The organism is Streptomyces glaucosporus (assembly GCF_039533345.1).
Classification (GTDB): domain Bacteria; phylum Actinomycetota; class Actinomycetes; order Streptomycetales; family Streptomycetaceae; genus Streptomyces; species Streptomyces glaucosporus.
In genome coordinates this window covers 269,549-295,048 of sequence record NZ_BAAATJ010000004.1, presented here as the reverse complement: position 1 = coordinate 295,048, position 25,500 = coordinate 269,549, and the positions used below count along the sequence as shown (strand labels likewise).

General features: G+C 73.4%; 20 protein-coding genes. 8 read left to right on the top strand and 12 right to left on the bottom strand.

Annotation, left to right across the window (positions count from 1 at the left end; translation table 11 throughout):
• Positions 1 to 44: 44 nt before the first annotated feature.
• Positions 45 to 1,115 carry a hypothetical protein gene (locus tag ABD358_RS07410; RefSeq protein WP_344630048.1) on the bottom strand — a complete coding sequence of 357 codons (1,071 nt, stop codon included), beginning with the start codon at positions 1,113 to 1,115 and terminating at the stop codon, positions 45 to 47.
• Positions 1,116 to 1,247: 132 nt separating this feature from the next.
• On the opposite strand from ABD358_RS07410, the gene ABD358_RS07405 reads away from it, so the two are divergent.
• Positions 1,248 to 1,742 (top strand): hypothetical protein, encoded by a 495-nt coding sequence (locus tag ABD358_RS07405; RefSeq protein ID WP_344630047.1) that lies wholly within the window; start codon positions 1,248 to 1,250, stop codon positions 1,740 to 1,742.
• A 238-nt stretch (positions 1,743 to 1,980) separates the two neighbouring features.
• Here the strand turns inward: ABD358_RS07405 and ABD358_RS07400 are convergent, their stop codons facing one another.
• Both ABD358_RS07400 and ABD358_RS07395 read right to left on the bottom strand, forming a co-directional pair.
• Positions 1,981 to 2,535 carry a DUF3291 domain-containing protein gene (locus tag ABD358_RS07400; protein WP_344630046.1) on the bottom strand — a complete coding sequence of 185 codons (555 nt, stop codon included), beginning with the start codon at positions 2,533 to 2,535 and terminating at the stop codon, positions 1,981 to 1,983.
• A gap of 32 nt (positions 2,536 to 2,567) precedes the next feature.
• Positions 2,568 to 3,272 (bottom strand): helix-turn-helix transcriptional regulator, encoded by a 705-nt coding sequence (locus tag ABD358_RS07395; protein WP_344630045.1) that lies wholly within the window; start codon positions 3,270 to 3,272, stop codon positions 2,568 to 2,570.
• A gap of 578 nt (positions 3,273 to 3,850) precedes the next feature.
• Here ABD358_RS07395 and ABD358_RS07390 point away from each other — a divergent pair.
• Positions 3,851 to 4,600, top strand: coding sequence for a CBS domain-containing protein (locus ABD358_RS07390; RefSeq protein WP_344630044.1), 750 nt, complete (start codon positions 3,851 to 3,853; stop codon positions 4,598 to 4,600).
• Between the two features lie 221 nt (positions 4,601 to 4,821).
• On the opposite strand, the gene ABD358_RS07385 is transcribed toward ABD358_RS07390, so the two are convergent.
• Together ABD358_RS07385 and ABD358_RS07380 are read right to left on the bottom strand one after the other, a co-directional pair.
• Positions 4,822 to 5,724 (bottom strand): hypothetical protein, encoded by a 903-nt coding sequence (locus ABD358_RS07385; RefSeq protein WP_344630043.1) that lies wholly within the window; start codon positions 5,722 to 5,724, stop codon positions 4,822 to 4,824.
• Positions 5,725 to 5,978: 254 nt separating this feature from the next.
• Positions 5,979 to 7,211, bottom strand: a complete 1,233-nt coding sequence (locus ABD358_RS07380; protein ID WP_344630042.1) for a phospholipase D-like domain-containing protein — start codon at positions 7,209 to 7,211, stop codon at positions 5,979 to 5,981.
• A 397-nt stretch (positions 7,212 to 7,608) separates the two neighbouring features.
• Here ABD358_RS07380 and ABD358_RS07375 point away from each other — a divergent pair, with 397 nt between their 5' ends.
• On the top strand, positions 7,609 to 11,430 hold the full coding sequence (locus tag ABD358_RS07375) for an nSTAND1 domain-containing NTPase (RefSeq protein WP_344630041.1): 3,822 nt from the start codon (positions 7,609 to 7,611) through the stop codon (positions 11,428 to 11,430).
• Between the two features lie 393 nt (positions 11,431 to 11,823).
• On the opposite strand, the gene ABD358_RS07370 is transcribed toward ABD358_RS07375, so the two are convergent.
• Positions 11,824 to 15,165, bottom strand: a complete 3,342-nt coding sequence (locus ABD358_RS07370; RefSeq protein ID WP_344630040.1) for an AfsR/SARP family transcriptional regulator — start codon at positions 15,163 to 15,165, stop codon at positions 11,824 to 11,826.
• A gap of 210 nt (positions 15,166 to 15,375) precedes the next feature.
• Here ABD358_RS07370 and ABD358_RS07365 point away from each other — a divergent pair, with 210 nt between their 5' ends.
• A complete protein-coding gene (locus ABD358_RS07365; RefSeq protein WP_344630039.1) occupies positions 15,376 to 16,140 on the top strand; it encodes an SDR family oxidoreductase in 765 nt (254 codons plus the stop codon).
• Between the two features lie 163 nt (positions 16,141 to 16,303).
• On the opposite strand, the gene ABD358_RS07360 is transcribed toward ABD358_RS07365, so the two are convergent.
• Entirely contained in the window at positions 16,304 to 16,567 is a 264-nt protein-coding gene (locus ABD358_RS07360) for a hypothetical protein (RefSeq protein ID WP_344630038.1), read from the bottom strand.
• Between the two features lie 74 nt (positions 16,568 to 16,641).
• Between ABD358_RS07360 and ABD358_RS07355 the strand changes: the two genes are divergently transcribed.
• Positions 16,642 to 17,532 carry a hypothetical protein gene (locus ABD358_RS07355; protein ID WP_344630037.1) on the top strand — a complete coding sequence of 297 codons (891 nt, stop codon included), beginning with the start codon at positions 16,642 to 16,644 and terminating at the stop codon, positions 17,530 to 17,532.
• 336 nt (positions 17,533 to 17,868) lie between these two features.
• Here the strand turns inward: ABD358_RS07355 and ABD358_RS07350 are convergent, their stop codons facing one another.
• A complete protein-coding gene (locus ABD358_RS07350) occupies positions 17,869 to 18,741 on the bottom strand; it encodes an aldo/keto reductase family oxidoreductase (RefSeq protein ID WP_344630036.1) in 873 nt (290 codons plus the stop codon).
• A gap of 134 nt (positions 18,742 to 18,875) precedes the next feature.
• Between ABD358_RS07350 and ABD358_RS07345 the strand changes: the two genes are divergently transcribed.
• Entirely contained in the window at positions 18,876 to 19,319 is a 444-nt protein-coding gene (locus tag ABD358_RS07345) for a winged helix-turn-helix transcriptional regulator (RefSeq protein WP_344630035.1), read from the top strand.
• Between the two features lie 330 nt (positions 19,320 to 19,649).
• Here the strand turns inward: ABD358_RS07345 and ABD358_RS07340 are convergent, their stop codons facing one another.
• From ABD358_RS07340 to ABD358_RS07330, 3 genes are all read right to left on the bottom strand, one after another.
• Positions 19,650 to 21,752, bottom strand: a complete 2,103-nt coding sequence (locus ABD358_RS07340) for an ATP-binding SpoIIE family protein phosphatase (protein ID WP_344630034.1) — start codon at positions 21,750 to 21,752, stop codon at positions 19,650 to 19,652.
• 243 nt (positions 21,753 to 21,995) lie between these two features.
• Positions 21,996 to 22,187 carry a hypothetical protein gene (locus tag ABD358_RS07335; RefSeq protein ID WP_344630033.1) on the bottom strand — a complete coding sequence of 64 codons (192 nt, stop codon included), beginning with the start codon at positions 22,185 to 22,187 and terminating at the stop codon, positions 21,996 to 21,998.
• A 103-nt stretch (positions 22,188 to 22,290) separates the two neighbouring features.
• Positions 22,291 to 22,713, bottom strand: a complete 423-nt coding sequence (locus ABD358_RS07330) for a VOC family protein (RefSeq protein WP_344630032.1) — start codon at positions 22,711 to 22,713, stop codon at positions 22,291 to 22,293.
• A gap of 136 nt (positions 22,714 to 22,849) precedes the next feature.
• On the opposite strand from ABD358_RS07330, the gene ABD358_RS07325 reads away from it, so the two are divergent.
• A complete protein-coding gene (locus tag ABD358_RS07325; RefSeq protein WP_344630031.1) occupies positions 22,850 to 23,845 on the top strand; it encodes a helix-turn-helix transcriptional regulator in 996 nt (331 codons plus the stop codon).
• Positions 23,846 to 24,180: 335 nt separating this feature from the next.
• On the opposite strand, the gene ABD358_RS07315 is transcribed toward ABD358_RS07325, so the two are convergent.
• Positions 24,181 to 24,552 (bottom strand): winged helix-turn-helix transcriptional regulator, encoded by a 372-nt coding sequence (locus tag ABD358_RS07315; protein WP_344630030.1) that lies wholly within the window; start codon positions 24,550 to 24,552, stop codon positions 24,181 to 24,183.
• Positions 24,553 to 24,629: 77 nt separating this feature from the next.
• Between ABD358_RS07315 and ABD358_RS07310 the strand changes: the two genes are divergently transcribed.
• Entirely contained in the window at positions 24,630 to 25,040 is a 411-nt protein-coding gene (locus tag ABD358_RS07310) for a RidA family protein (RefSeq protein ID WP_344630029.1), read from the top strand.
• Positions 25,041 to 25,500 lie beyond the last annotated feature (460 nt).

Below are 25,500 nucleotides of genomic sequence, written 5' to 3'. Positions count from 1 at the left end.
CGCTTCCCCGCCGTCGGCTCCGCTCGCGGCCGCTGCGACAGCCCTCAGAACGGGTGAGTGTACGGGTGGCTCGTCACGCGGTCGTGGATCCTGCGCAGCCACGGCCGGCGGACGGCGGGCAGCCGTGCCAGCGTGGCGAGGAACACCCCCGAGTCGGGCCGGAACGGCCCCCACGGGTGCATCGGCAGCGGATCGTCGCGGAGGACTCCGTCGGGCAGCCGGCCGGTCACGGGAAGCAACGACCGTTCGTGCTGGAAGGCCAGGTGCACCCACACGTAGGCGGCTAGCGGCACGGCCGGGGGACTCCCCGTGCCGCCCGGCGGTCGCCACGCCTCCCCCGTCCGCGGATGCCGCGGAACCAGGACGATGTCGGCGGCCGGGCCGGAGGCGGGCAGACCGGGTCCGGCCAGGACCGCTCCGCGGGCCGCCGGCCCGGGCGGGAGCAGCGCGTCGAGCGCGCGGCCGAACGTGTCCGCGGCGAGGCCGCCGGGAACGGCCACGGGCGCGCCCCCCGAGGCGGCGAGCAGGTGGGCCAGCGCCTCCCCGACCGCCGCCTCCCACAGCGGGCTCCACCTCCCCGGCGGCTCGATGGGCGGTGTGCCCTCGTACTCCTCCGCCAGCGCCTCCCAGTCGGCCGTCCGGGGAGCGGGACCGCCGGTGGGGAGGCGGCGTACGGCGTCCGGGACGAGCCACACCGCCTGCCAGAGCGAGCAGTCGTCGATGCGGGTCGCCACCGGCCGCCCGCACCGCGCGCACGCCAGGTTCGGGCCGTCCCGCCCGTCCAGACCCGTGCAGTAGCCGTCGCACCGCTCCGGGATCACGACGGTGCCGCGGACGTCGCCCGGCGCTACGACGATCGCTCCCGGCGCTCCGAAGGACAGGGCGTGGACCGGCGCGAACACCCCGCGGGCTTCCGCCTCCTCCGGCGCGATCTCGCTCCACGGCCGCCACGGCGGCCCGGAGGGCTCCGGGTCGATCGCGTACGTTCCCGGTTCCATCAGCGGGGGAAGCAGTTCGTGCCCGTACCCGTGGTGGGCGTGGACGGGGAGCGCGACCTTCGACACGGGGGCGGTCAGCACGGTGCCGCACCGGGAACACGCGAACACGTCGGCCATCCGTCCCTCCCCACCGTCGACCGGTCGGATTGTCCAGGCCCGGTGATCGGCGGACAACTCCTTTGATCCGCCGCCGCGATCATCCCGGCGGCCGTGCGCCGGCACCCGTCCGGGTCTGGTTGGATCAGGGGCGTGAGCAAAGGGGCGCACCCGGAGTCGGGGCTTTCGAGGAGTGTGTGGAGCGACGCCGACTTCGAGGAGATGGGGTGGCACGACAACACCGTCCACGGCCTGTACGTGCAGGAGACCGACGACGTCCTGCCGCGCCTGCTGCTCGACCTCGACTACATCGTCCGGTGGGTCCATCCCGCTCCGGACGAGAAGTACTTCAGCTTCTGGATCTCCCCGGCGACGCTCGTCTTCGAAGGCGTCTGGGACCTGGAGGGGGACCTCGGGTTCAAGGGTGAGGTACCGGACCTGCGGATCGACGCCCTCCACCGGCTGGAGCCGGACGACGAACACCGGGACCTGCCGCTGTGGCACGTCCAGGGGCACGCTTTCGACCTGAGGTTCCGCGCGTCCGGCTACCGGCAGTACCTCCGGCGGGCTCCCCGGCTCGTGTCCCGGCTCTCCCTGCTCCCCGGGGAACGCGGGGGCTGCTCGTTCGACGAGGCCGGCTTCGACTGACCGGTGCCGGTACGGCCGGCCGCACGGCGGGCGGACGTGTCGAGGGAGGTCGCCGGTCCGGCACCCGTCCGGGGGCTCGTGGCACGCGGTGAGCAGATGGGCGACGGAGGGGTCGAGGAGGTGGTTCTCGGGCAGCGTCCACCGGGCGGCGCGGGGCGAGGGGACGGCCAGGGCGTCGTCCCCTCGCCCCACCCATGGTGCGGACGCCGGGAGCGGGGCTGGACCGACCGTCCCCGCCCTACACCGCCGTCGCGTCCCCGGTTGGCGTCAACCCCGTGCTCCGGGCGGCCTGTTCATCCTGTCCGGAGCACGGGGCCCGGAGATGCCGCATCGCCTCGGCCGCGGTGTAGGAGGAGGCGAAGGTGAACGCGCGCGGGGACGGCCCGTGCGCCCGCAGGTCCGCCAGCCGCTCCAGGGCCTCGCCGACGGTCGGGAGGTGGCCGGCGGGGATCCACCACAGCACCAGGTGCGCCTCGACGTGCCGCTCGAACCATTCGCGGCGCCGCCGCATCACCTCCAGGTGTCCGCTGCGGTAGGTGAAGTCCCACAGGGCCTCCTGGGTCTCCCACACCGTCAGGTTGACGATGACGTCCTCGCCGGCCGGGCGCAGGCCGGTGGCGTCGGCCGCCCCGTCTTCCACCAGCCGCCACACGAAGCCGGGCGCGTCGTCGGCGGCGGCGTTGACCGGGTCGAGCATCTCGACGAACGGCGCCATGCACGGGTCGTCGAGGGGATGGCGGAGCGTGGCGACGTTGAGCTGGGCGAGGTGGGCGGCATGCGCGGGCGCGGTCATGGCCTCATCCCAGCACGACCCGCTTCTCTATGTCAACGAGAATTGTTTTTAGAGTCCTCGACCACCACGCAGCACTCCCCCGGACGGGCGTCCATGCGAGCGCGGACGGGACCGTCCGCACCGAGCAGCCCCTCCAGCAGCGCGAGATTCATGCCGCAGACCAGCGGCGGGAAACGCTCGGAGACAGCGTGAAAGGGGCAGTTGCGCATACGGACGACGCATGCCGCCGCCCCGGCGCTCCCATCGTCCCCGACGCCCTCGGCCTCCTCGGCACCTTCCAGGCGCGGTTCGTAGCCACGGGCGGCCAGCATCTCCACGGCCTCTTCGAGGCCGCCGCAGGGCGCCGCCGAGCCGCGCAGAGCCTCGCCCCGGCGGCGCGCGGCCGCATAGAGCTCGGCGTCCAGTCCGGCCCGCTCGGCGACCTCGGCGAGCAGTTCGGCGGCGGTGCGGTAGTCGCGGGCGGGCAGCGACACCGCCCGCTCGGTCCGCGCCCGCGTGTACACCTTGGCCGGGCGGCCCGCCCCCGGCCCCGAGCGGCCCGTCAGGCGGCGGCTGCCGCTCTCCAGCAGCCCGGCTTCCACCAGCCTGTCCAGGTGGTGCGCAGCGAGCGTGCGCGCCACCCCGACCGCCTCGGCGGCCTCGTTGCGGCCGACCTCACGGCCCTGCGCCGCCACGTACTCGTACAGACGGCGCCGCACCGGATCCTGCAACGCCGCGATCGCGTCGATGTCCTTCACCCGGCCATTCTAGGAACAACACGGATTGGAGATAGAAAGGCGGGATCCGGCCCCGGCCGGGACTCGTCCGGGCGACCGCGCGCGGAGCCGGACGGCCGGGTCCGCCACGGTGGCGGTGGTGAACCGGCCCGGGGCAGCACCCCCCGGGCCGGCCCCCGGCCGGGACGACGAGCGGATACCTCACGGGCGCGGCAGGCGCCGGCGCGCGGCGTCGCCTGCGCTGGCCGGGGAGGGCGCACGACACGTCGTCCGCCCCGCCCGCGGACCGCCGATCACGTTCGACGAGACGACCCGCGAGGCGGCTCGTGCACGCGGACGCGCGCGGGCGTGCGTGAAGTGAGTCCGGAAGGTTGACGCCGCGGCCTCGCGCGTCCGCAGCCTCCCGCGCGCGAGGCCGCCGACCCGCACACACGCCTTCCCCGCAGGTCCCGTGAGCAGGACCGCCCCGGTGGCATTCCCCGCCGAGGCGGCGCCCGGCCCGGTGCCGCGGTCAGCGGGCACCGGTTCCCACCGGGGCGGTGGGCCGCGGAAACAGCCGGAAGGATAGCCTCCGGTCATCCGGCGCCAGGAGGCGGCCGGTGAGCACGGCAGAAGGCGGTTTCCCCATGTCCCAGCGCCCGTACGACCGTTTCATGGCGGCGTTCAACGACATCGAGGCGCACCTCAGGAACAGCCTGTACGGGGAGCGGGACGGACACCAGGGGTTCCGCGCGATGCTCGACGAGTACCGGACCCGGCGGGCACACCTCCACCCGCAGCAGTACGAGGACCTCCTGCCGCTCGCGGACCTCCGGAACGCCCTCACCCACGGCCGGCGGCTGAACGGCGAACCGCTGGCGGAGCCGACCGAGGCCGCCGTCTCGGCCATACAGCGGCTGCGGGACGAGCTCACCCGCCCCAAGCGCCTGCTGGCCGCTCTCAGGCGACGGGACCGGCCCGTGACCGCGGCTCCCGGCGAGTCCGTGCGGCGGGTGCTGGACATGATGTACGAGAACGACTTCTCCCAGGTGCCGGTGTACGACGGCACCACCTACGTCGGGCTGCTGACGACGAACACCGTCGCCCGGTGGGTGGCCGACCAGATGCGCCGGCACGACGGCCTGGCCGAGGACGCCCCCGTCGAGGAGGTGCTCACGTTCTCCGAGGGCATCGACCGGGTCGAGCACCTGTCCCGCGAGACGACCGTCCCCGAGGCGGTCCGGCGGTTCACCGCCGCCGCCGAGGAGGGCAGGCCGCTGACCGCCGTCATCGTCACCCACAACGGGAAACCCACCGAGGTTCCGCTCGGCATCGCCGTCGCCGAAGACCTCGCGCGTCTGGCGGGGTGAGGCCCCGCGCCGCGAGCGTCAGTGTCCGCTGAGTGGCCCGGCAGCGGCACCAGCGGCAGCTCGCATTCCAGCCCCCGCGGCCCCTGTGCCGGGACGCCGACGGGCGGGACCGCCGGCCGCGACGGCCAGGGGCCCTGCCGCGCCACAGGATCCCGCTGTCAGCCGCCGTCACCCTCGGAACCACAGAACGGGAAGCGTTCACTCGTGTGCTGCCGGCCCTGTCATTCATGGGCGGTGGCGATGCCGGACAGCTCCTTGCTGAACTCGCGAAGCTCAGGCGATGGGCGGGAGGCTGAGCGGACCAGTTGTTCCAGCGACCTGGCCTGACGGGACACACAGGAGGGGTCCATCAGTCCGGCGCCGATCCCCGGCTCGGGGTTGATCGCCTGCTCGGCATGCGCGAGGAATTCCTCGGCGAGGGACAGAGGAGAGAGATAACTGATCTCTGGAATCACGACTTCCGACCCGTCGTCCAGGTGCAAGGCGACGGTGAACGTGTAGACCCGTGGTACTGAGCCTTCCCCGTAACGCCGGGGACCGACGGTGAATGCCACACGTTCCTGCGTGTGAGGGGGAAGGGTGTACTTCATCTTTCTGGAGATCTTCGAACCCTTGGTCGCTCCGTCCGGCACCTTGATGTCATATCGTGCCTTGATGTCGGTTGCTCCGGCTCCGTAGCCACAGTCCACGACGTGCAGTGCGGTGATGCGCACCTCGGCGTGTGTGATGAGGACGGGGTTGTCCCCGCTGTTTCTCAGCGTGGCGCTGACGACCGACGCACGGTCCTGGAAGCGGTTGGTCACCTGGCCGTCGAACACGACGTCGGCGGCGACGTTCTCCTCGCGGTCGACGTCGGAGTCGACCAACTCGACGGGGGACGGGTCCGGCTCGGGTTCGGGCTGGGCATCGGGCCACAGCACGAAGACCAACCCGACGATTCCGCCGATGAGGGCCACCGTCCCCCCGGCGAACTCCAAGATCTTCTGCTGCTTCTCCCAGAACCCGCCCTTCTGTTCCTGTGACTCCGCGGCCGGCGGTGTCTCCGGCGGGCGGTCCGTACGCCCGTGCGCGGTCTGGCCCGGCCCTTCATCGGGTAAGCCGTCCGTCTCCTCGGTGTCCACCATCGTTTCTCCGGTTTTCCTTCTCGAACCGACTCCAGGGGGCAGGGACCTCCTGCGTTCCCCTGCTCCGCCTCCGGCGGGGCTGTGCCTCCTGCCCCCTCCTCCGGTCTCGGTGTCCATTCCCCTGACAGCGCGGGCGGTACACCCCGGCGCGGCTCCCTTGGAAACCCGTGGTCGGCGGGCTCCGGGCGTCCGGCACCGAGGCCGTCGCCGTCCGCGAGGGCCTCGGTGCCGGCAGCGGTGCGCCGCCGGGTGTGTCAGCCGCCGCAGGCCGACCGGAGCTTGTAGAACCAGCTCAGGTACGCACTGTGTGCGTCACGGCCCATGATGCGCAGCTGGGAGTCGTCGGAGTTCTCCAGGTGTGTGAAGTTGGCGCTTCCGGTGTAGACGCGCGGGATGGTGTCGTCGTCGTAGGCGCCGTCGATCATCATGGCCTTGGTGTGCGGGATGATGTCGCGTCCACTGGTGGTGATGCGGCAGGAACGTCGCTGGATGCGCTGTCCGTTGGAGGCGGCCCGGTCGAGAATGGACGCGACAGTCGCGTCGACGCCGCCTTCGGCATGGACTATGTCGATCCAGCAGCCCTGCCCGCGCAGACGCAGGAGTTCCTCGGCCACGGCCGCACGGTTCTGGTTGAAGTGGAGCATGGCGATACGGACGTCGGTCTGCTTCCGCTGCCCGTTCTCGGTGTAGGAGCACTTCACCGAGCGCAGCGTGTTCACCATGGGATCCGCGCCGGCCTTCTGGCGTGGGTGGAACAGCGCCCGGTAGGTGGAGCCGGTGGGCGTGGTCCACCCGTACCCGGGATTCACGGGCAGGGTGCGTCCCTTGCGCAGGTCCTCGAAGAACCGGTTGTAGGCGGCGTACATCTCCGCGTCGGAGAGCGTGTAGGCGTCGTTGTAGGAGTTGAACAGGTACCAGTCGGTCAGGTTGGACGAGGACTGGAAGACCACGTTCTCGTTCGAGCTGCCGTCGGGCCAGATGACCTTGGAGAAGGTGCTGAACTTGGCGTGCAGGTAGTTCCTGGCCAGGCAGCCTCGCCCGGTGCCGCAGCCCAGCACCCAGGACCGGCCGGTGTCCTCCTCACCCAGCTGCTCGGCCAGGCGCTGCCGCACCGGCTCGTTCTTGGCCGTGCTGTTGAGGATGATTTTCACCGACACGCCGCGCTGGTGAGCGGCGATCAGCCGGTTCACCACGGCGGGTACGACCTGAGTGGTGTCTGCCTTGAACTCGTGCAGTGCCAGACGGATGGTACCGCCGGCCGGTACCGCGTCGATCAGCTTCACCAGCTGGTCGAGGACCGCGGACTGACCGGAGGACGGCGTCCCGCTTCCCGGCCCGGACAGCGGATCGTTGAACACGGGGCCGTTGATGACCGCCTTGTCACCGGCGGCCGTTCCCAGGCCGGCTGCGGCGGCAGCCGCCTGCGGGCCGGCGTCGGGGAGCGGCGCCGGCTTGGCCTGGATGGTGTTCGGACCGAGGCTGCTCACTGCCGGGACGGGAACGGTCCGGCCGCTCACCGGGGCCGGTGTCGCCGGCACCGCGGTGGCTGGAGCGGCTCCGCCCAGGAGGAGCGCGCCGGCAAGGGCGGCGGGGACGAGACGACGTTTCGTCTTGGTCATGTGCGTGTCCCTTTCGGGTCGGAAGGTCTGGGTCCATCCCGAGCGCGTGATCGCGTGATCGGAGTGGGCGGCGCCGTCGCGGTGCCGCTCGACACCGAGTCCAGCGGGCCGGGCATTGATAAGCAGCCCGCATTTGTGCAGGTGAACAATTCGTCGGGCGCGGGGAGCCGCTTTACCCGCCACGGGGCGGGTTCTACGGTGGCTGCGCCGGGCTGTGTTGCCGGAGCACCGCCGGGGGCGGGTGGGGGGGAACGGAGGACACGGGGTGGGGCGCAAGGAGAAGCCGCTGGACCCGGACGCGGGTCCGGTGCAGCGGTTCGCGGCGGACTTACGGACGTTGCGCGCCGAGGCGGGTCTGCCGACGTACCGCGCGATGGCCCGGCGGACCGGGTACTCGGCCCCCGCGCTGTCACAGGCGGCCGCGGGGGAGAGGCTGCCGACGCTGGCGGTCACCCTCGCCTACGCGGCGGCGTGCGGCGGCGACCCGGACGACTGGGAGAAACGCTGGCGGGCCGTCGCCGAGGAAACGGCGGCCGCGCCGAGGGGGGACGCCGATGCCGAGGAGTCGCCGTACCGGGGGCTGATGCGGTTCGAACCGCGGGACGCGGAGGTGTTCTTCGGGCGTGACCAGCTTGTGGAGAGCCTGGTCGAGCTGGTGCGCACCCACCGCTGCGCGGTGGTGCTCGGCCCTTCCGGCAGCGGCAAGTCCTCCTTGCTGCGGGCCGGGCTGGTCCCGCGTCTACGGGAGGGTGCCGGGCCGGACACGCCGCTCGCCGCGCTCCGCATCCTGACACCCGGCGCGCATCCGGTGCGGACCCACGCGGAGCGGCTGCGGCCCGCCGAGGAGCCCGGGGACACCCTCGTGCTCGTGGACCAGTTCGAGGAAGTGTTCACCCTCTGCCCGGACCCGGCCGAACGCGCCGAGTTCATCGACCTGCTGCTCACCTCCCGCGAACCGGCCGGCAGACTGCGGGTCGTCCTCGGCGTCCGCGCGGACTTCTACGGCCGCTGCCTGGAACACCCCGGACTGGTCCGGGTCGTACGGGAAGCCGGCATACCGGTGGGGCCGCCGAGCCGGGAGGAACTGCGCGAAGTGATCGTGCGGCCCGCCACCGTACGGGGACTGACCGTCGAACGGGCGCTGACCGCCCGGCTCCTGGACGAGGTGGCGGACGAACCGGGCGGACTGCCCCTGCTGTCGCACGCACTGCTGGAGACCTGGCGCCGACGGTCTGGCCGCATGCTGACGCTACGGGCGTACGAGGCGGCCGGCGGTGTACAAGGCGCCGTCGCACAGACGGCAGAGGAGCTGTACGGCGGACTCGCCCCCGAACAGGCCGCCACGGTACGGCGCATCCTGCTGCGGCTGATCGCGCCGGGCGAGGGGACCGCGGACACCTCCCGTCCCGTGGACCGCGCGGAGCTGCGCACAGCGGGGCCGGACTCCCCGGAGCAGACCGACGCCGTCCTCGACCGGCTGGCACGGGCACGGCTCGTCACCCTGGACGGTGACACCGTCCAGCTCGCACACGAGGCGCTCATCACCTCCTGGCCCCGGCTGCACGGCTGGATCGAGGAGGACCGGCACCGACTGCACGTCCTGCGGCAGCTCACCGAGGCGGCCCTCGCGTGGCGGGGGCTGAACCGGGATCCCGGGGCTCTGTACCGGGGCGCGCGACTGGCGCGGGCCGAGGAGATCTTCACCGGCACGGACACCGCCGCCGATCTCACCCCGGCCGAAAAGGAGTTCCTCACCGCCAGCCGCTCCGCCCTCGCCCGCGAACGACGGCGCCTGAGGGGATGGGTGGCCTCCGTTTCTCTGCTGCTCGTGCTCGCCCTGGTCGCGGGAGTCGTCGCCTGGCAGCAGAACCGCACCTCCGACCGCCGCCGGCTGGAGGCCGCCGCCGGCCGCGCCGCGACCGCCGCCGACACCCTGCGCTCCTCCGACCCGGTGCTCGCCCTCCGGCTCGCGGTGGCGGCCTGGCGGCTGAACCCCGGGCCGGAGACCCGCTCGGCGCTCCTCGGCGCCGTGGGCCGGAACGAGCATCCCCCATTCGCCCCCCGTCGCGCCGGCGCGGTCGACGGATATGTGCTGAGCGCGGACGGCCGTACGCTCACCAGCGTCGACGGGCCCGACGGGACCACCCGGTGGGACCTGGCCACCCGCCGCCGGATCAGCGGCCACCGGTCACCGCCCGGCGAGGAGCCCGTGCCCACCGCGAGTCCCGACGGCCGGTATCTGATCGTCCACGACATCGAGGGGGAACGCCTGCGTCTGTGGGACGTCCTCGCGGAGCGCTTCCTCGGGCCGTGGGTCGCCGACCTCTCGTGGGAGGGCGGGGAAGCGGCCCTCCTGCCGGACCAGCCCGTCCCGGACTCCGGCGAACCGTCGTCCGGGTCCGGCGCGGTCACCGGCACCGTGGTCGTCCGCGGCTTCAGCTCCAGCGGACGCGCATGGACCTCGCAGGACGGGGACCGGCTCCGGGCGTGGGACGTTCCCGGGGGACGGCGCCTGTTCGACAGGACCCTGCCCGACGGGGACACGGCCGCCCACGACATCGCCCCGGACAACCGGACGCTCGCCGTGTGCACGTCCAAGGGGCTGCGTCTGTGGGATCTGCGCACGCAGCGCGGCCGGAGCGCCGACTGGTCCGGTCGGCCCGTGTGCGGGCCGGACGACAGCCTGGAGTTCACGCCGGACGGACGCGTCCTTGCCGTCTCCGGTTCCGACGGCCTGCGCCGCTGGCACGCCGCGACGGGCAAGCAGCTGGCCGGAATCGACGACGTGGCCATGGACCGGCATGTGTTCAGCGAGGACGGCCGGTTCGTCGCGGGCGTGAGCGACGGCGCGCTCCTGCTGTGGAACCCCGACCGGTCCGGTGCCCCCCTCCTGCGCCACGAGCTGGACGACCACGTACCGGAGCAGCTCGCCTTCGACCTGCGGGCGGGTGTGCTCCGCTACATCGCGCGGGGGACGCGCGACACCGGCGTCGTCCGCACCGTCGACATCAGCCGGGTGGTGCGCCCCCCGTGGCACCGGGACGCGGCCGGCGAAGCGGTGCTCAGCGCCGACGGCGGCACTTTGGCCGTCCTGGGGAACCGGGGCGGCCGGAGCGGGCGCCTGGCCCTGTACGACACCGGCACCGGACGGCTGCGGTCGGAGATACCCGGCATTCCGGCCGTCCGGGAGGACCACCCTTGGACCACACCGGGCCTGGCGCTGAGCGCGGACGGACGCCGCCTGGCCTTCACCCCGGGGCAGAGCGAGGACGGGACGGACTCCGTGCGCTTCGCGGTCTGGGACACGGTCCGCACCCGTCTGCTGAGCACGGTACGGCTGCCCGCCGACAGCCTCGGGGACTTCGCCCTGAGTCCCGACGGCCGCGAACTGATCACCTCCGGCGGCATGGACCCGAATCTCACCGTGTGGAACGCCGACGACGGCCGCATACTGCGCCGCGTCACCGGCTCGCAGCAGCCGGACGAGTCCGCGGAGACCGGCTTCGTCAGCGCGATCTCCGCCGACGGCCGTGTACTCCTGAGTGACGACGGGTCGCTGATCCCCACGGCCGGGCGCCCCGCGGGGAAGGCGGTGCTCGACGCTCACGCCCTGGCCGCGTTCAGCCCGGACGGCGACACCGTGGCATTGGCCGACCTGAACGACCGCATCACCCTGTGGGACGTCCGGCGACGCACGTCCCTGGGCACGCTGGCCGGCGGGATCTCCCTGAACGGCCCGGCGACCGGGGAGGAGGAGTCGCCCACCGCGCTGGCCTTCTCCCCGGACGGCACGGTTCTGGCAGCGGCGGGCTCTCAGGGAACCCTGAGAATGTGGGACGTCGCCTCCCGCCGGCCCCTCGGCGCGGGCCTGGCCACCGCCGGCGACGGCATCACGTCCCTCGCGTTCTCCCCGGACGGCGGCACCCTGTTCGCAGCCGGCCGTCACGTGCCCCTCCAGCGGTACACCGTCGACCCCGACCGCGTGGCCGAAGCGGCGTGCCACCGAGCAGGGGGGACGCTGACGCGACAGCAGTGGCGGGCGTACCTGGCGGACGTGCCGTACCGAAGGGTGTGCGGGCAGAAGTGAAACAGCCTGGTGGCGCACCAACCAACGTCCGCCCTGTCGTGACACGCCTTCCGGAGTACGGGCCCGGGCGGCGCGTGTCCGCCGCTGTCCTCGTGACTGGGCGTGTACGGGCACGTGAGATCGATGACGACGAGGGGCGGCGGCTGCTGCGGACCGTGCGTCGGGTGATCCCGGCCGGCGGTGGGCGTCTGCCTGTGCGCGGAGCCGGGAGAGGTGGAACGACTCCGCGGTGGGTTGGCGGAGTTCGCTGCGGACGTGTTCGTCCCGCTGCCTCGGCGGCCGGGACGGCGGCAACGGAGCGGGGCGTTCCCACAGGTCGTCGGGCACCGGATCGTCCGGCGCCCGCAGCGCTCCGCCGCCCCGGCGACCGGCTGCCGAGCGCCTGCGCCGGACTCATTCGGAAACGGTCGGCCGGGAAAGATCCGGCGCGTTCGCGCTGAGCGTGCCGCCGTGCCCGTACGCCGCCGAGAACGCGGCGTCGCCCAGGGCGGTGCGCACCGCGGACTCGATGCGGTCCACGTCGCTCCGCTCGCCGTGGGGCAGCGGGGCTCCGACCGACGCGCGCGCCGCGGCCGCCGCGCCCAGCAGAACGGCGGCGTGCTCGTGCCGTCCGGCAAGGGCACGGGCGCCGGCCAGTCCTTCCCAGGCCAAGGCGACCGCGCGCGGATCGCCGGTGGCGCGGGCGGCCGCCAGCCCCTCCCGGTGCCAGGCGAGCGCCGCCTCCACATCGCCGCGCAGCTCGGCGACGAAGCCGAGTTCGGCCAGGATGAGAGCGGCGCCGTTCGCCGCGTCGAACTGCCGGTTCCAATCCAGCCAGCGGCGCAGACGGCCTTCCGCCTCGTCCAGCCTGTCCTGCCGGCGCGCGCTCAGGGCGAGGCCGATCTCGGCGTACTCCTCGGCGGGCTTGTCGCCCTGCTCGACGGCCAGGCGCCGGCCGCGTTCGTGCAGTTCGTCGGCCCGGGAGTGGTCCCCGGCCAGCAGCGCCATCCGGCCCAGCTCGGACAGGCGCACGGAGACGTCCGTCCACAGGCTCAGCTCCTCGGCGACGCGCAGTCCTTCGCGGTGCAGTCGGCCCGCCTCCGCGTAGTCGCCCTCGATCTCGGCGACCCGCCCCAGTACCGCCATCGCCTGGAGCTGCCCCCACCGGTCGCCGATCTCACGGAACAGCGCGAGACTCTCCTCGCCGACCCGGCGTGACGAGCCGAGGTCCCCGCGTACGTACGTCTGCATGCCGCGCGTGCCCAGAGCCGCGGCGATGCCCCATCGGTCCCCCAGCGCGCGGGACTCGGCGAGTACGCGGTCCAGCAGCTCCTCGCCGACGCCCTGGTCGCCGAACCGGGTGACGGCGAAGCCCAGGAACCAGCCGACTCTGGTGCGCTCCCGCGGGTCAGGGATGTCCTCGTACAGGGTGAGCGCGTAACGGCTGTGGCCCGCGAGCCCGTCCGGGTCGCCGGACAGCAGGCTCATCCCGGTGCGCCACGCCATCGCCTGGGCGCGGTCGACGTCGGTGGGGGCGGCCCGATGGGGGGCGAGGGCACCTGCCGTGTCCAGGGCCCGGGTGAGGGAGCGCCGAGCCTCGCCGAGCCGACCGCGCAGGAACCAGTACCAGACCATCGCCCGGGTGAGGCGCAGCATCAGGCGGCCGTCGCCGTCGGCGGCGGCGCCGTCGAGCGCGGCGCGCACGTTCGCCGTCTCCGCGTCCAGGCGGCGCAGCCACTGCTGCTGCCGCTCGCCGCGCAGGAAGGAGTCGGCGCGCTCGGCCAGGGACGCGTAGTAGTGGGCGTGGGCGCGCCGCACCCGGTCGTGCTCTTCGGCCCGCAGCCGCTCCAGGCAGTACGCGGCCACCGATTCGAGGAGCCGGTAGCGCGGCCCGTACGCCTCGTGCGTGACGGACACCAGGGAACGGTCGACGAGACGCGCGAGCAGGTCCAGCACCTCCGGCGGCTTGACGCCGTCCCCGGCGCAGACGGCCTCGGCAGCCTCCAGTGAGCAGCCGTCCGCGTGGACGGCGAGCCGCCGCAGCACCGTCCGCTCGGCCGCCGTCAGCAGCTCCCAGCTCCAGTCGATCATCGCGCGCAGGGTCTGCTGGCGGGCGGGCGCGCCCCGCCGGCCGGTGGTGAGCAGCCGGAACCGGTCGTCGAGGCGCTCGGCCAGCTCGTGTACGCCCAGGACGCGGACGCGGGCCGAGGCCAGCTCCAGGGCGAGCGGGATCCCGTCGAGACGGCGGCAGACCGCGGCCACCGCCCAGGCGTTGTCGTCGGTCAGCTCGAAGGCCGGAAGAGCCGCCCGAGTGCGGGCAAGGAACAGCCGCACCGCGCTGGAGCGGGCCAGGACCGCGGTCGGCGCGGCCGGATCGGGCAGGTCCAACGGCGGGACGGGCCACACCTGTTCACCGGCGACGCCCAGCGGCTCCTGGCTGGTGGCGAGGATGTGGACGCCCGGGGCGTGCCGCAGCAGCGCCCGGGCGAGGTCCGCCGCCGCCTCGATCACGTGCTCGCAGTTGTCCAGGACGAGTAACAGACGGCGGCCGCGCAGCGCGTCGGTGAGCCTGTCCGGCAGGGTGTACGGCCGGCCGCCGGTCGGGGGGCCGGAGCCGGCGTCGTCGCGTACGCCGAGTGTCGCGGCCACCAGCTCGGCCAGCTCGTCGCCGGACGGTCCCGCCAGTGCCTGGTTCGCCAGTTCCACCAGCCACACCCCGTCCCGGTGCTCGGGGGCGAGCCGGGCCGCGACCTCCGCGGCCAGGCGGGTCTTGCCCACGCCGCCGGGACCGGTCAGCGTGACCAGGCGGCTCGCGCGTACGCGGGCGCGCAACGCGTCGACGGAGTCGGAGCGGCCGATCAGATCGGTGACGGGCGCCGGCAGGTTGGTGCGGGGGCGGTGGACCGCGGGGGCGCCCGTGCGTGGTTCTCCCGTGTGGGCCGCCCCCTCCCGGGCGGGCGAGTGCCCCGTGCGCGGCCTCCGCGGGCCTGCGTCGGCGCCGCGCAGTGGGCGGCGCAGGGTGGGGGACTGACGCAGGATCTCCTGGTGCAGTGCGGTCAGCTCGGGGCTCGGGTCCAGGCCCAGTTCCTCGTTCAGGCGCCGGCGCAGGTCGAGATAGCCGTCCAAGGCCTCACTCGCCCGGCCCGCACCGTACAGGGCCCGCATGTGGGCCGCCCGTAGTCGCTCCCGCAAGGGGTGGCGGTCCGTCAGGTCGGCCAGTTCGCCCGCGAGCAGAGCGTGGTCACCCAGCTCCAGGCGGGCCTCCGCCTGTTCCTCCAGGGCCAACAGCCGCTGTTCCTCCCACCGGGCGATCGCCGCGCGCGCGAACGGCTCGTCCGCGAAGTCCGCGAACGCGGGGCCCCGCCACAACGCCAGGGCTTCCGTCAGGATGTCGGCCCGTTCCCGGTGGTCTGCGGCGGTGCGGGCCCGTGCGGTGAGCGCCGCGAACCGGCCGGCGTCCACCTCCTCGCTCGCCACCGCGAGCAGATAGCCGGGGGCGCGACGGAGCACCGTCTCGGCTGCTCCGGCCCGCGCGAGCACTCGGCGCAGCCGGGAGACCAGGGTCTGCAGGGCGCCCGAGGGGTTGGCCGGCAGGGTGGTGGTCCACAGCTCGTCGATCAGTCGGTCGGCGGGGATCACCCGCCCGGGCGCCGTCAGCAGATCCGCCAGCAGGGCACGGACCTTCGACTCCGGCACCGCCACGGGTGCCCCGTCGTCGGACCAGACGGCCAGCGGCCCCAGTACCCCGAAACGCATGGGAGCACCGTATTACGCCGCCGGTCATCACCTGGTACGCGTCCCCCGCCTACGGCGCAGCCCGCCGTGACGGCGGGTGGCAGTCGGTTCGGGCGGGCGTGAAAGCGGACCGAAAGAGGGCCGCAAGGCCCGGCTTCCAAGGTTGACGGGCGCCGGCGGTCACCGGCGCGCACACCCACCCGCACACCACACCTGACCAGGGAGTCGAAGATGAACAGGTTCGAGGGCAAGACGGCGGTCGTCACCGGCGGGACGCACGGGATGGGTCTGGCCATCGTCAAACGGCTCGTGGACGAAGGGGCCAGGGTCGTCTTCACCGGGCGCAACGAGAAGAAGATCGAAGAGGCACGCACCGAGGTGACCCCGGACCGGGCGCACGTCGTGCGCTCGGACGCGGCGAGCATGGCCGACATCCGCGCCCTCGCCGGCTTCGCGCAGGAGAGGCTCGGCCGGGTCGACTACCTGTTCGTCAACCACGGCCTCGCCGAGGTGCAGATACTCGAGGAGGTGACCGAGGAGGCCTGGGACCGGGCCTTCGCCATCAACACCAAGGGCGCCTTCTTCACCGTGCAGAGCCTTTCGCCGCTCCTCAACGACGGCGGCGCGATCGTCTTCACCACGGTCGCCAACGACCTGGTCTTCCCCGGCCTGAGCGCCTACGCCGGCTCCAAGGACGCGGTGCGCGCCTTCGCCCACGTCCTCGCCGCCGAGTTCCTGCCCCGTAGGATCCGCGTGAACGCGGTGGCCCCCGGCTACATCAAGACCCCGACCATGGGCGTCCCGAGCATGACCGCCGAGGAGCGCGCGGAGTTCGAGAAGCAGGGCGGCGAGACCACGCCGCTCAAGCGCATGGGCACGGTGGAGGAGGTCGCCGCCGCCGCGCTGTTCCTGGCCGCCGACGCCACGTTCACCACCAACGTCGAGTTCCCCGTCGACGGCGGCTTCGCCCAGGGCCTGACGGGCGCCGAGCACTGATCGCCGTTTGAAGCACCGACCCCACGAGGAAGCGCCGTCGCCCCGCTGATGCGGGGCGACGGCGCCCCGGGCCGGCAAGGGCGCCGGCGAGCGGACGACGGAATGGTCACCGCGATGTTCCCGGCGGGGCGCACGCCGGACGGGTCCGTCGCCTGCCTCGGCATCAGACCGTGGGCCACGAGGCGGTCCCCTGCCAGGGCGTGTTGTCGCCCATCCGGGTGCCGGACGGCGCGGGCAGGCCGAGCGTGGCGGTGTCGACCGCGGCCAGGGCGGGGGGTTCGGCGCGCAGGTCGCGCAACGCGCGGCGGCCGTATCCGGTGCCCTGCCGGTACGGCAGCAGGGCCCGGAGCCGGTGCGGGGTGGCCGGCCGCAGCCGCGCCGGGAAGCCGCACGCGACCTTCGCGTCGAACGTCTCGGTGGAGACCATGGCGTGCATCCGGCCGCGGATTTGGCTGCTTCGGCACCTTCAGCTTCCCCACACGCGTCAGTAGCCTGCCGCACGTGGGGACGAGTCGGTGGGACCGCGAACGCCAAGTGAACGAGAACGTCGCCAGGGCGGAGGAGCTGCGCGGGCAGGGGCGTCCGCGGGAGGCCCGGGAGTTCGCGGACCGCGCCATCGCCGCCGCGGAGGCCATCGTCGCGCAGGACCCGGCCGACGCACAGGCCCGCTGGGTACTGGCCGGACAGTTGTACAACCGTGCCTCCCTGCACAGCGAGCTCGACGACCACGCGGCGGGCGCCGCCGACGCGTGGCGGTCCCTGGCCCTCTACGAGTCCCTGGCCGCGGAGTCACCGCAGCACCTGCCCACCTGCGCGGACGCCAGGGCCCGTCTGGCCTGGACGCTGGCCCACACCGGCCCGGCCGACCCGGACATGGGCTCCCCCCGCGACCACGCGGCGCAGGCCGTGGCGGCCTACGAGCGACTCGTGGCGGACGACCCGGCCCTCCGCCCGGACCTGGCTCGCGTGCACTACCTGCACGCCGAGGTGCTGCGCATTCTGGAGGGCGAGGGCACACCCGCGTCCGTGGCCGCCTACGCGGCCTGCGTGCGCGAGTACCAGTCCCTCGGCCCGCTCACCGGGAACAGCCTGCGGCTGTGCGCGGACGGCGCCCTGCGCCTGGCTTACGGGTACGCGGCCAACGACGCGCACACCGACCAGCGGGACGCCGCCCAGGAGGCGATGGACCGGTTCGAGGAACTGCTCAACCAGGGTGTCGGCGTCCACGCCCACTACGCCCGCGCCATCCTCCTGCTCTCCGACGCCCAGGCGGCGCTGGGCGACCCGGAGTGGGAGCAGTCCTGGGTCGACTTCGAGTACGTCCTCTCCCGACTGCCCGCCCCTCTGCCCGCCGACCTCGCCCCGTTCAAGGAGCAGCTCAAGCGCAGGTGACCTCCGCCTCCGCCGTCGGGCTGCCACCGGCTCCGGGCGCCGCGGAGCCGGGTGGGCGGCAGCGGGTCGCGGTGGAACTCGGTCCGGCCCGGACGAGCGCGCAAGCGGGGACGGGCCGAGCACTCGGCTCACCCCCGCTTGCGCGAGGCCGGCTCGGGCGGCCGCCGCCTCGGCGATCCTCTCCCCGGGACGTTCCCGCGGGCACCGGGAGCAGCCGGCGGTCGCCGAGGCCGCGGTGCTCCAGGCGGGGCCACCCCCGTGTGCACGGGGTGCGAGCTCATCGGCCTGCGGCCCCGCCCGGCGGAACGGCGGTCGCAGCGGGGCCGGCGAGTGGGGTCAGCGGCCGATCTTGTCCAGCTCGGCGAGGTCGTCGTCGGAGAGCGGGAGCCCCGCGCCCGCGACGTTCTCGCGCAGGTGTGCCACCGACGAGGTGCCGGGGATCAGCAGGATGTTCGGCGACCGCCGCAGCAGCCAGGCCAGGGCGACCGACATCGGCGTCGCGCCCAGCCGGGTGGCCACGGCCGTGAGCGCCGAGGCCTGCAGCGGGCTGAAGCCGCCGAGGGGGAAGAAGGGCACGTAGGCGATGCCCTGCTCGGCGAGTTCGTCGATCAACTCGTCGTCGTGGCGGTGGGCGAGGTTGTACATGTTCTGCACGCACACGATCGGTGCGATCGAGCGTGCCTCGGCGACCTGCTCCGCCGTCGCGTTGCTCACGCCGAGGTGCCGGATCAGGCCCTGCCGCTGGAGGTCGACGAGCGCCTCGAACGCCTCCGCGAGCGAACCGGGCACGGGGCCCCGGGCGTCGCCGAGCCGGAGGTTGACCACGTCCAGCGTGTCGAGGCCGAGGTTCTCCAGGTTCTCCCGGACGGCCCGCCGCAACTCGTCGGGCCTGCGCGCCGGGGGCCAGCCTCCCTCCTCGTCCCGGGTCGCGCCGACCTTGGTCACGATGTGCAACGACTCGGAGTACGGGTGCAGCGCTTCGCGGATCAGCTGGTTGGTGATGTGGGGCCCGTAGGCGTCGGCGGTGTCGATGTGGGTGATGCCGAGGCCGACGGCCTCGCGCAGGACGGCGAGTGCGCCGTCGCGGTCGGCCGGCGGGCCCATGACTCCGGGGCCGGCGAGCTGCATGGCGCCGTAACCGAACCGGGTGACGGTCAAGTCGCCCAGGGTCCAGGTGCCGCCGGGAAGCGAGGCGGAGGGGGTGCTCATGACGTGCCTTTCCTTCATATCGGGCCGGGGGATGGTGCCTGACGGCACCTCGCACCACTATTGGTGCGCAGCTTCCTTCCGGGAAGTAGGCACTTGGAAGTGCGTAGCGCACCCGAGGGTGAGAGGAACGGTCCATGGCGACGATGACGGCGGCCCAGCGGAGGGCGCAGGCCAAGGCGGAGTACGACGCCTTCCTGGCGGCCTGTCCCAGCCGCAAACTGCTCGACCGGATCTCCGGCAAGTGGGTCACGCTGGTCCTGGCCGCGCTCGGCAGCGACAGCGCGCATCGGCCCGGCGCCGACTGCGCCGGCGGGCCCCGGGCGATGCGCTACTCGGAGTTGCAGCGTCTGCTGGCCGGTGTCAGCCAGAAGATGCTCACCCAGACGCTGCGCTCCCTGGAGCGCGACGGTCTGGTGGCCCGCACCGTGGTGCCGACCGTGCCGGTCACGGTCTCCTACGAGCTGACCGATCTCGGTCTGTCGCTGTACGAGACGATGCGCGGCCTCAAGGCCTGGGCCGAGGCGCACATGGACGATGTGCTCGCCAACCGCGAGACCTACGACAACCGAGTCGTCTGAACCACGGCAGGGCCGCCGGCCGGCGGGAACGGTCCGCACGCAAGAGGCCGGGCGGACGGCCGGGGCTCATGGGCGTCGCACGGGCCGGCCGTCCCGGCGGTGGGTGGCCCGGGCCCGGCGGACCGGGCTGCGGACGGTGATCGGCGGCGGTGGCGGCCCGGCGGGTGGTCCGGGCCGACCGCCGGGCGCTCGGGCAGCAGTGCCGCGGGGAAGCGGATCGTGGGCCGCGGGCGGAGCGTCAAGGCCCGCCAGGAGGTGCGCGCCGGCATGTCGTGACCGCTGAGCGGGGCCTCCACCAGCCCTCTTCGCGCAGTGTGTCCATCGGTGACGTCAGGGGCCCTCGGCGGTTTGCTCGGTCCAGATGGTCTTGCCGCCGGGGGTGTAGCGGCTGCCCCAGCGGCGGGCGAGTTGCGCGATGAGGAACAGGCCGCGGCCGCCCTCGTCGGAGAGCCGGGCGCGCCGCAGGTACGGCTGGGACTGGCTGGGGTCGGAGACCTCGCAGACGAGCCGGTGGTCCTTGATCAGCCGCAGGCCGACGGGGCCGCCCGCGTGGCGGACGGCGTTGGTGACCAGTTCGCTGATGATGAGTTCGGTGGCGAAGCCCAGCTCCTGCAGATCCCAGTCGGCCAGTTGCCCGGAGGCCAGGGCCCGGGCGTGTGCGACGAGGCTGGGGTCGGCGGGCAGCTGCCAGAAGGCCGTGTGCTCGGGTGGCACCCGGTCCACGCGGGCCAGGAGCAGGGCGAGGTCCTCCTCGCGGTCGTGTTCCCGCAGGCGGGCCAGGAGGTGGTGCCCGACGTCGCGCAGCGGCCGGTCGGTTTCCGCGGCGGACAGCGCGCTTTCGCGTGTCCGCTCCAGGTCCCGTTCGGTGTTCCGTGTCATCGCGGTGAGCGGTCCGCTGTGGAAGGCGAGGACGTCGCCCGGTTCCAGGAGCAGTTCCGCCGGTTCGAAGGGTTCGGTTCCGCGTCCCAGCGGCGGCCCGGGGTGGAGTTCGACGTCGTCTGCGGTGCGGTTCCGCTTCCTGACCACGATGGGGGCGGGGTGGCCCGCGCTGGCGATGTGGCACCGTCCGGTGACCGGGTCGTAGGTGGCGTACAGGCAGGTGGCTCCGTGCAGGAAGTCCACGGCCGACGCCGCCCGGTGTCCCTCGTCCTCGCCGATGCGGGTCACCAGGTCGTCCAGGTGGCTCAGCAGTTCGTCGGGGGGCGGGTCCAGGTCGGCCAGGGTCTGCACCGCCGACCGCAGGCGGCCCATCGCTCCGGCGGCGTTCACTCCGTGCCCGGCCACCTTGCCCGCCACGAAGGCCGCCCGGACGCCGGAGAGCCGGATCACGTCGTACCAGCTGCCGCCGGTCCCGGCCGCTGTACTGGCCGGCGCGTACATCCCCGCGGTCTCCGCTGCGCTCAGGCGTACCACCGGAGGCGGCAGCAGGCTGCGCTGCAGCGCCTCGGCCGTGCGCCGCTCCCGGGTGTAGCGCCGGGCGTTGTCCAGGCCCAGGGCCAGCCGGGAGCCGATCTCCTCGGCCAGGGCCGCATCGCCCCGGTCGAACGGGACGCGGTCCCCGTTGCGCCACAGCGGAACGGCACCCAGCACGGTCCCGCGCGCCCGCAGCGGGAGGATCAGGAACGAGGTCGCGGCCTCGGGCAGGGTCAGCCGGGACCGCCGCGGATCCCGCGCCGCCGCCCTCCGCAGACCACCGAGGTCCGGCATGATGCCGACCGCCTTCCGGCGCAGGTGCTCCCTTTCGACGTCCCCGACCGGGAACCGCTCCCCGAGGCCGTAGACCTCCTCGGGCCACAGCCCCTCCCCGGCGGCCACCGCCACGCGCCTCAGCGAGGTGTCCGCGGTCAGCTCCCCGGGCTCCTCTCCGGCCAGCACCTCCTCGGTGAGGTCGACCGCGCCCAGATCGGCGAACACCGGCACCAGCAGGTCGACCAGTTCCTCGGCGTTGCGTGCCACGTCCAGCGAGCCGCCGACCCGCACCGCCGCCGCGTGCAGCAGGTCCAGCCGCTGCTGTGCGCGCGGGCTGGAGGTCAGCACGCCGCCTCCGGTCAGGGCCACCCGCATCCCCAGCTCGTCCTCGAGCTCGGCTCCCACCGCGGGCACCAGCCAGACGAGGAAGCGCGCCTCGCCCCCTCCGGTGAGCGCGAACACGTTCACATCCACGTCCAGCCGGCCGCCGCCGGCACGCCGCAGCACCACGAGCCCGCTGCTGCGGCGACCGTGCTCGGCCTTCTCGGCCAGTCCCGCCCACGCCGCCGGATCCTCGAGGAAGGACTTCAGCTCCCTGCCGCGGAGCTCCCCGGCCGAGCCGCCCAGCAGCTCCGGCACGGACCGGGTGCACGTCATCACCGTGCCGGTGGCGTCCAGCACCAGTTCGGCGGGCTGCCCCCAGTTCGCCGGACCAGTCCCGGGAGGACCGCCGTGGTCGGTCATACGCCTCACACCTCGACACCGTCGCAGTGCCCCGCACCTCCCAGGAGAAGACCTCGACACGTCCGCCGCAACTCGGCCGCGCCGTGTCCGGACCGTTACGCGGCGTGCCGCGGCCCGTCCTCCGGCCGGTGGACCCGGCCTCGCGCACCGGCTTGTGAGTCCGGTGAGCCGGCGCAGTGCGATCTGTCGTCCCCGCCGGCGGACATCCCGCCGAGGTGCGAGCGAGGCGGTCCTGCTCGGCGGTCAGGCGGGAACACCGGCCCGGTCCAGGACGGCGGCCATCTCGTCCTCGGGGAGCGCCGGGTTGGCGCCCGCGCTGGAGGCCAGTTCGGGGACGTGGAGCGCCTCGCGGAGCCGGTGGAGCGGAAGGCGCGGGTCGATCAGGCGACGATGCGGCTGCGGTCCCGGTGGCCGAGGATCGTGTTGCTGACGCATACGCACAACAAGATCTGCTTTCCTCCGTGTGCCGACTGCCGTCGGCGTGCCGGTGCCGAGGACGAGCGGGGCGGGCGGCCGTCGCGGGCGCCCCCGGGGCGGGTCAGCCGTTGTAGGGGGTCGCGACGTCGAGAACCCAGGTCACGCCGAAACGGTCGGTGAGCATGCCGTACAGCGGAGCCCACGCCGCGGGCTCCAGTGGACGCAGCACGTTCGAGCCGTCGGCCAGACGCCGCCACAGGGCGCTGATCTCCTCGGCGTCCTCGCCGCGCACGGACACGAAGAACGGGTTGGCGCCCTGCTCGTACGGCATCGCCGAGGGCACGTCGTAAGCCATGACGTGGAAGCCGTTGTCGGCGACGACCTGGCCCCACATCACCCAGTCCGCCTCGCTCTCGTCCTGGACGTTGCCGGCGTCCTTGTAGGTCACCGCGACGGTGTGCCCGCCGAAGACGGACCGGTAGAAGTCCAGCGCCTCGCGGGCCGAGCCGCGGAAGTTCAGGTGTGTGGTGGTGATGACGGACACGGTCTGCTCCTACCTGGAAATGCGCCGGACGGGGCACATGGGAGTGACGGGCGGAATGCCCTGGTCTGGAATCTGTGATTCAGCATGGCACCCGTACAGGACAGGGTGTGTCCTGTACTTTCCGCATCATGGGGGCATGCAGAAAACGTCCTCGCGGCTCCTGACCCTGCTCTCCCTGCTCCAGGCACGACCGGAGTGGAGCGGGGACGATCTGGCCGAGCGGCTGGAGGTCACCGTGCGCACCGTGCGCCGTGACATCGAGCGCCTTCGCGCGCTGGGCTACCCCGTTGCCGCGGACAGGGGCCCCGGCGGCGGATACCGTCTGCGTCCCGGATCGCGGATGCCGCCGCTGCTCTTCGACGACGAGCAGGTCATCGCTCTGGCCGTCGCGCTGCAGAGCACCGCCCAGCCCGCGATCGCGGAGGACGCCGACCGGGCGCTCGCGACGATCCGGAACGTCCTCCCTCCGCGCCTGCGGCAGCGCATCGACGCGCTCCACGTCACCACCGTCCGCCCGCCCGGTCCCGGCGCCCCGCCGGCCCGGGCCCTGGATCCGCTCACCACCGTGAGCACCGCGATCCGGCGCCGCGAGGAACTGCGCCTGGACTACACCCCGCACCGGGAGGCCGCATCACAGCGACGCCGGGTGGAACCCCATCACCTCGTGGCCTGGCGCACCCACTGGTACCTGCTGGCCTGGGACCTCGACCGCGACGACTGGCGCACCTTCCGCACCGACCGCATGACCCCGCGCACGCCGACCGGCCCGCGCTTCAACGTGCGTCAGGTGCCGGGCGGGGATGTCTCCAGGTTCGTCACCAGCCGCTTCCGGGGCTCCGACGGCACTGATCCCGCCTGGCCCTGCCGAGGCGAGGCCGTCCTGGAGCTCCCCGCCTCGGAAGTCGTGCCCCACATGGCCGACGGCATCGTGGAACCGCTCGGCCCCACACGATGCCGCGTCATCACGGGATCCTGGTCCTGGACGGCCCTCGCCGCAGGCCTCGGACGCTTCGACGCGAACCTGCGCATCATCGGCCCGCCGGCCCTCCACGAAGCCTGCGCCACACTCGCCCGCCGCTACGCCGCCGCGACCACCGAGCCCGACCGGCGGCCGGGGGCACCCGGCGAGTGACGGGCCGGGACCTCACGCGTTCAAGAGCATCCCCGGCGCCTTCCGGCCCCGCCCCGGCGGCAGTTCTTCACTTCTTCGCCGGCTTCGATGCCGAACAGGCAGCGGCCCGGGGAATCGGTGTGCCGGCCCCTGAGCGGGGAAGGCGGGCGGCATCCTCGTCCTCGGCGTCGTGGCACTCGGCGAGGAGCCGGGCCACGGCGGCGTCCGGATGGCGTGTGTTCCACTGCGCCACGGCGTTGAGGACGAGACCCGGACCGGCCCGCTGGTCCTCCTGCCCCTCACGGGATGTCCGGCGGTCCGGCCCAGGCCGCCGGCTTCTCCCGCGCGCGGTCCTCTCAGAGGCCGGCTTCTTCCCGCCCGTCGAAGTCCTCGCGTGCGCGTTCGACGGCGGGCATGTGCTGTGAGACCCATGCCAGCAGTACGTCGATGGGGTGCCGAAGGGTCTTGCCGAGGGGCGTGATCCGGTACATGACCGCCACGGGGCGGGTGGAGACGATCTCGCGCTCGATCACGCCGTTGCGTTCGAGCCGCCGGAGCGTCGCGGTCAGCGACTTCTGCGTGACCTGGGGGATGGCCCGGCGCAGTTCGTTGAAGCGGCACGGGCGTTCGCAGAGTTCGTTGAGGACGCCGAGCGACCACTTGTCGAGGATCTGGTCGAGCAGTTCGCGGTGCGGTGCGGCGATGAGGAGTTCGTCGTCGGTATCCATGGCGAAACCTGGTTTCGTTGAAGTGTCCTTCTTCCACTAGGTAGCTTACAGATACTTACCTTGAAGGGGAGAAGACCATGACCGTTCAGTACTTCACGCCGGAAGGCATGCTGCAGCCGGTCCCGTACCACCACGTCGCCGTGGGCACCGGGACGAAGCACGTCCACGTCAGCGGGCAGATCGCGCGCCGGGCCGACGGGACTCCGGTCGCGCCCGGCGATTTGGCCGGGCAGGTCGCCCAGGCACTGCGCAACACCTCCGTCGGCCTGGCGGGCGCGGGCGCGTCATTCGCGGATGTGCTGCGTCTGACGTTCTACGTGACCCGGTGGAGCCCGGAGAAGATCGGCGACTTCATGAGCGGCGTGGAGGCCGTGGCCGACGAGATCGGGCTCCGGCTTCCCATGCCGCCGGCCTCCCTCATCGGCGTCGAGCACCTCTTCGAGCCGGATGTCCTCGTCGAGGTCGAAGCGACCGCGCTCCTCGACTGACCTTCGAGGCGGTGCCGTTCGGCCGTGTCTTGACGCGACCGCGTAAACCCGCGTCAAGGGGTGGCGGTGGTCGGCTCACCGTCAGCCGGCGGCCGCCGGCTGAGGCGCCGCTTCCGGCACGCCGTACGAATCCACGCCGGGGCGGTCCTCACGGGCTGCCCCGGTGTGGAGTGACGCGCGGCAGTGGGCGGCCCCGGTTGCGGACGAAGCCGACGGCTGTCGAGCGACCACGCGACCACCGGCCCACAGCCACCGACTGGGGTGTCCACGTCCCCGGGGCGGTCCACAGAGCGTACGGGCCTGCCTCACGTCCCCGGTCCTCAGATCACCGGCGAAAAGCTCGAGCCGGTGGCCGAACGGCTGCTCCTCCCCGGCTCGGCCAGGTGGCCGGAGAACGCCGCGTCCGACAGCCACGGCCCGGCCGCGCCGCGGAAGCGCCGGGCGGGGACGGGGGCGGGGC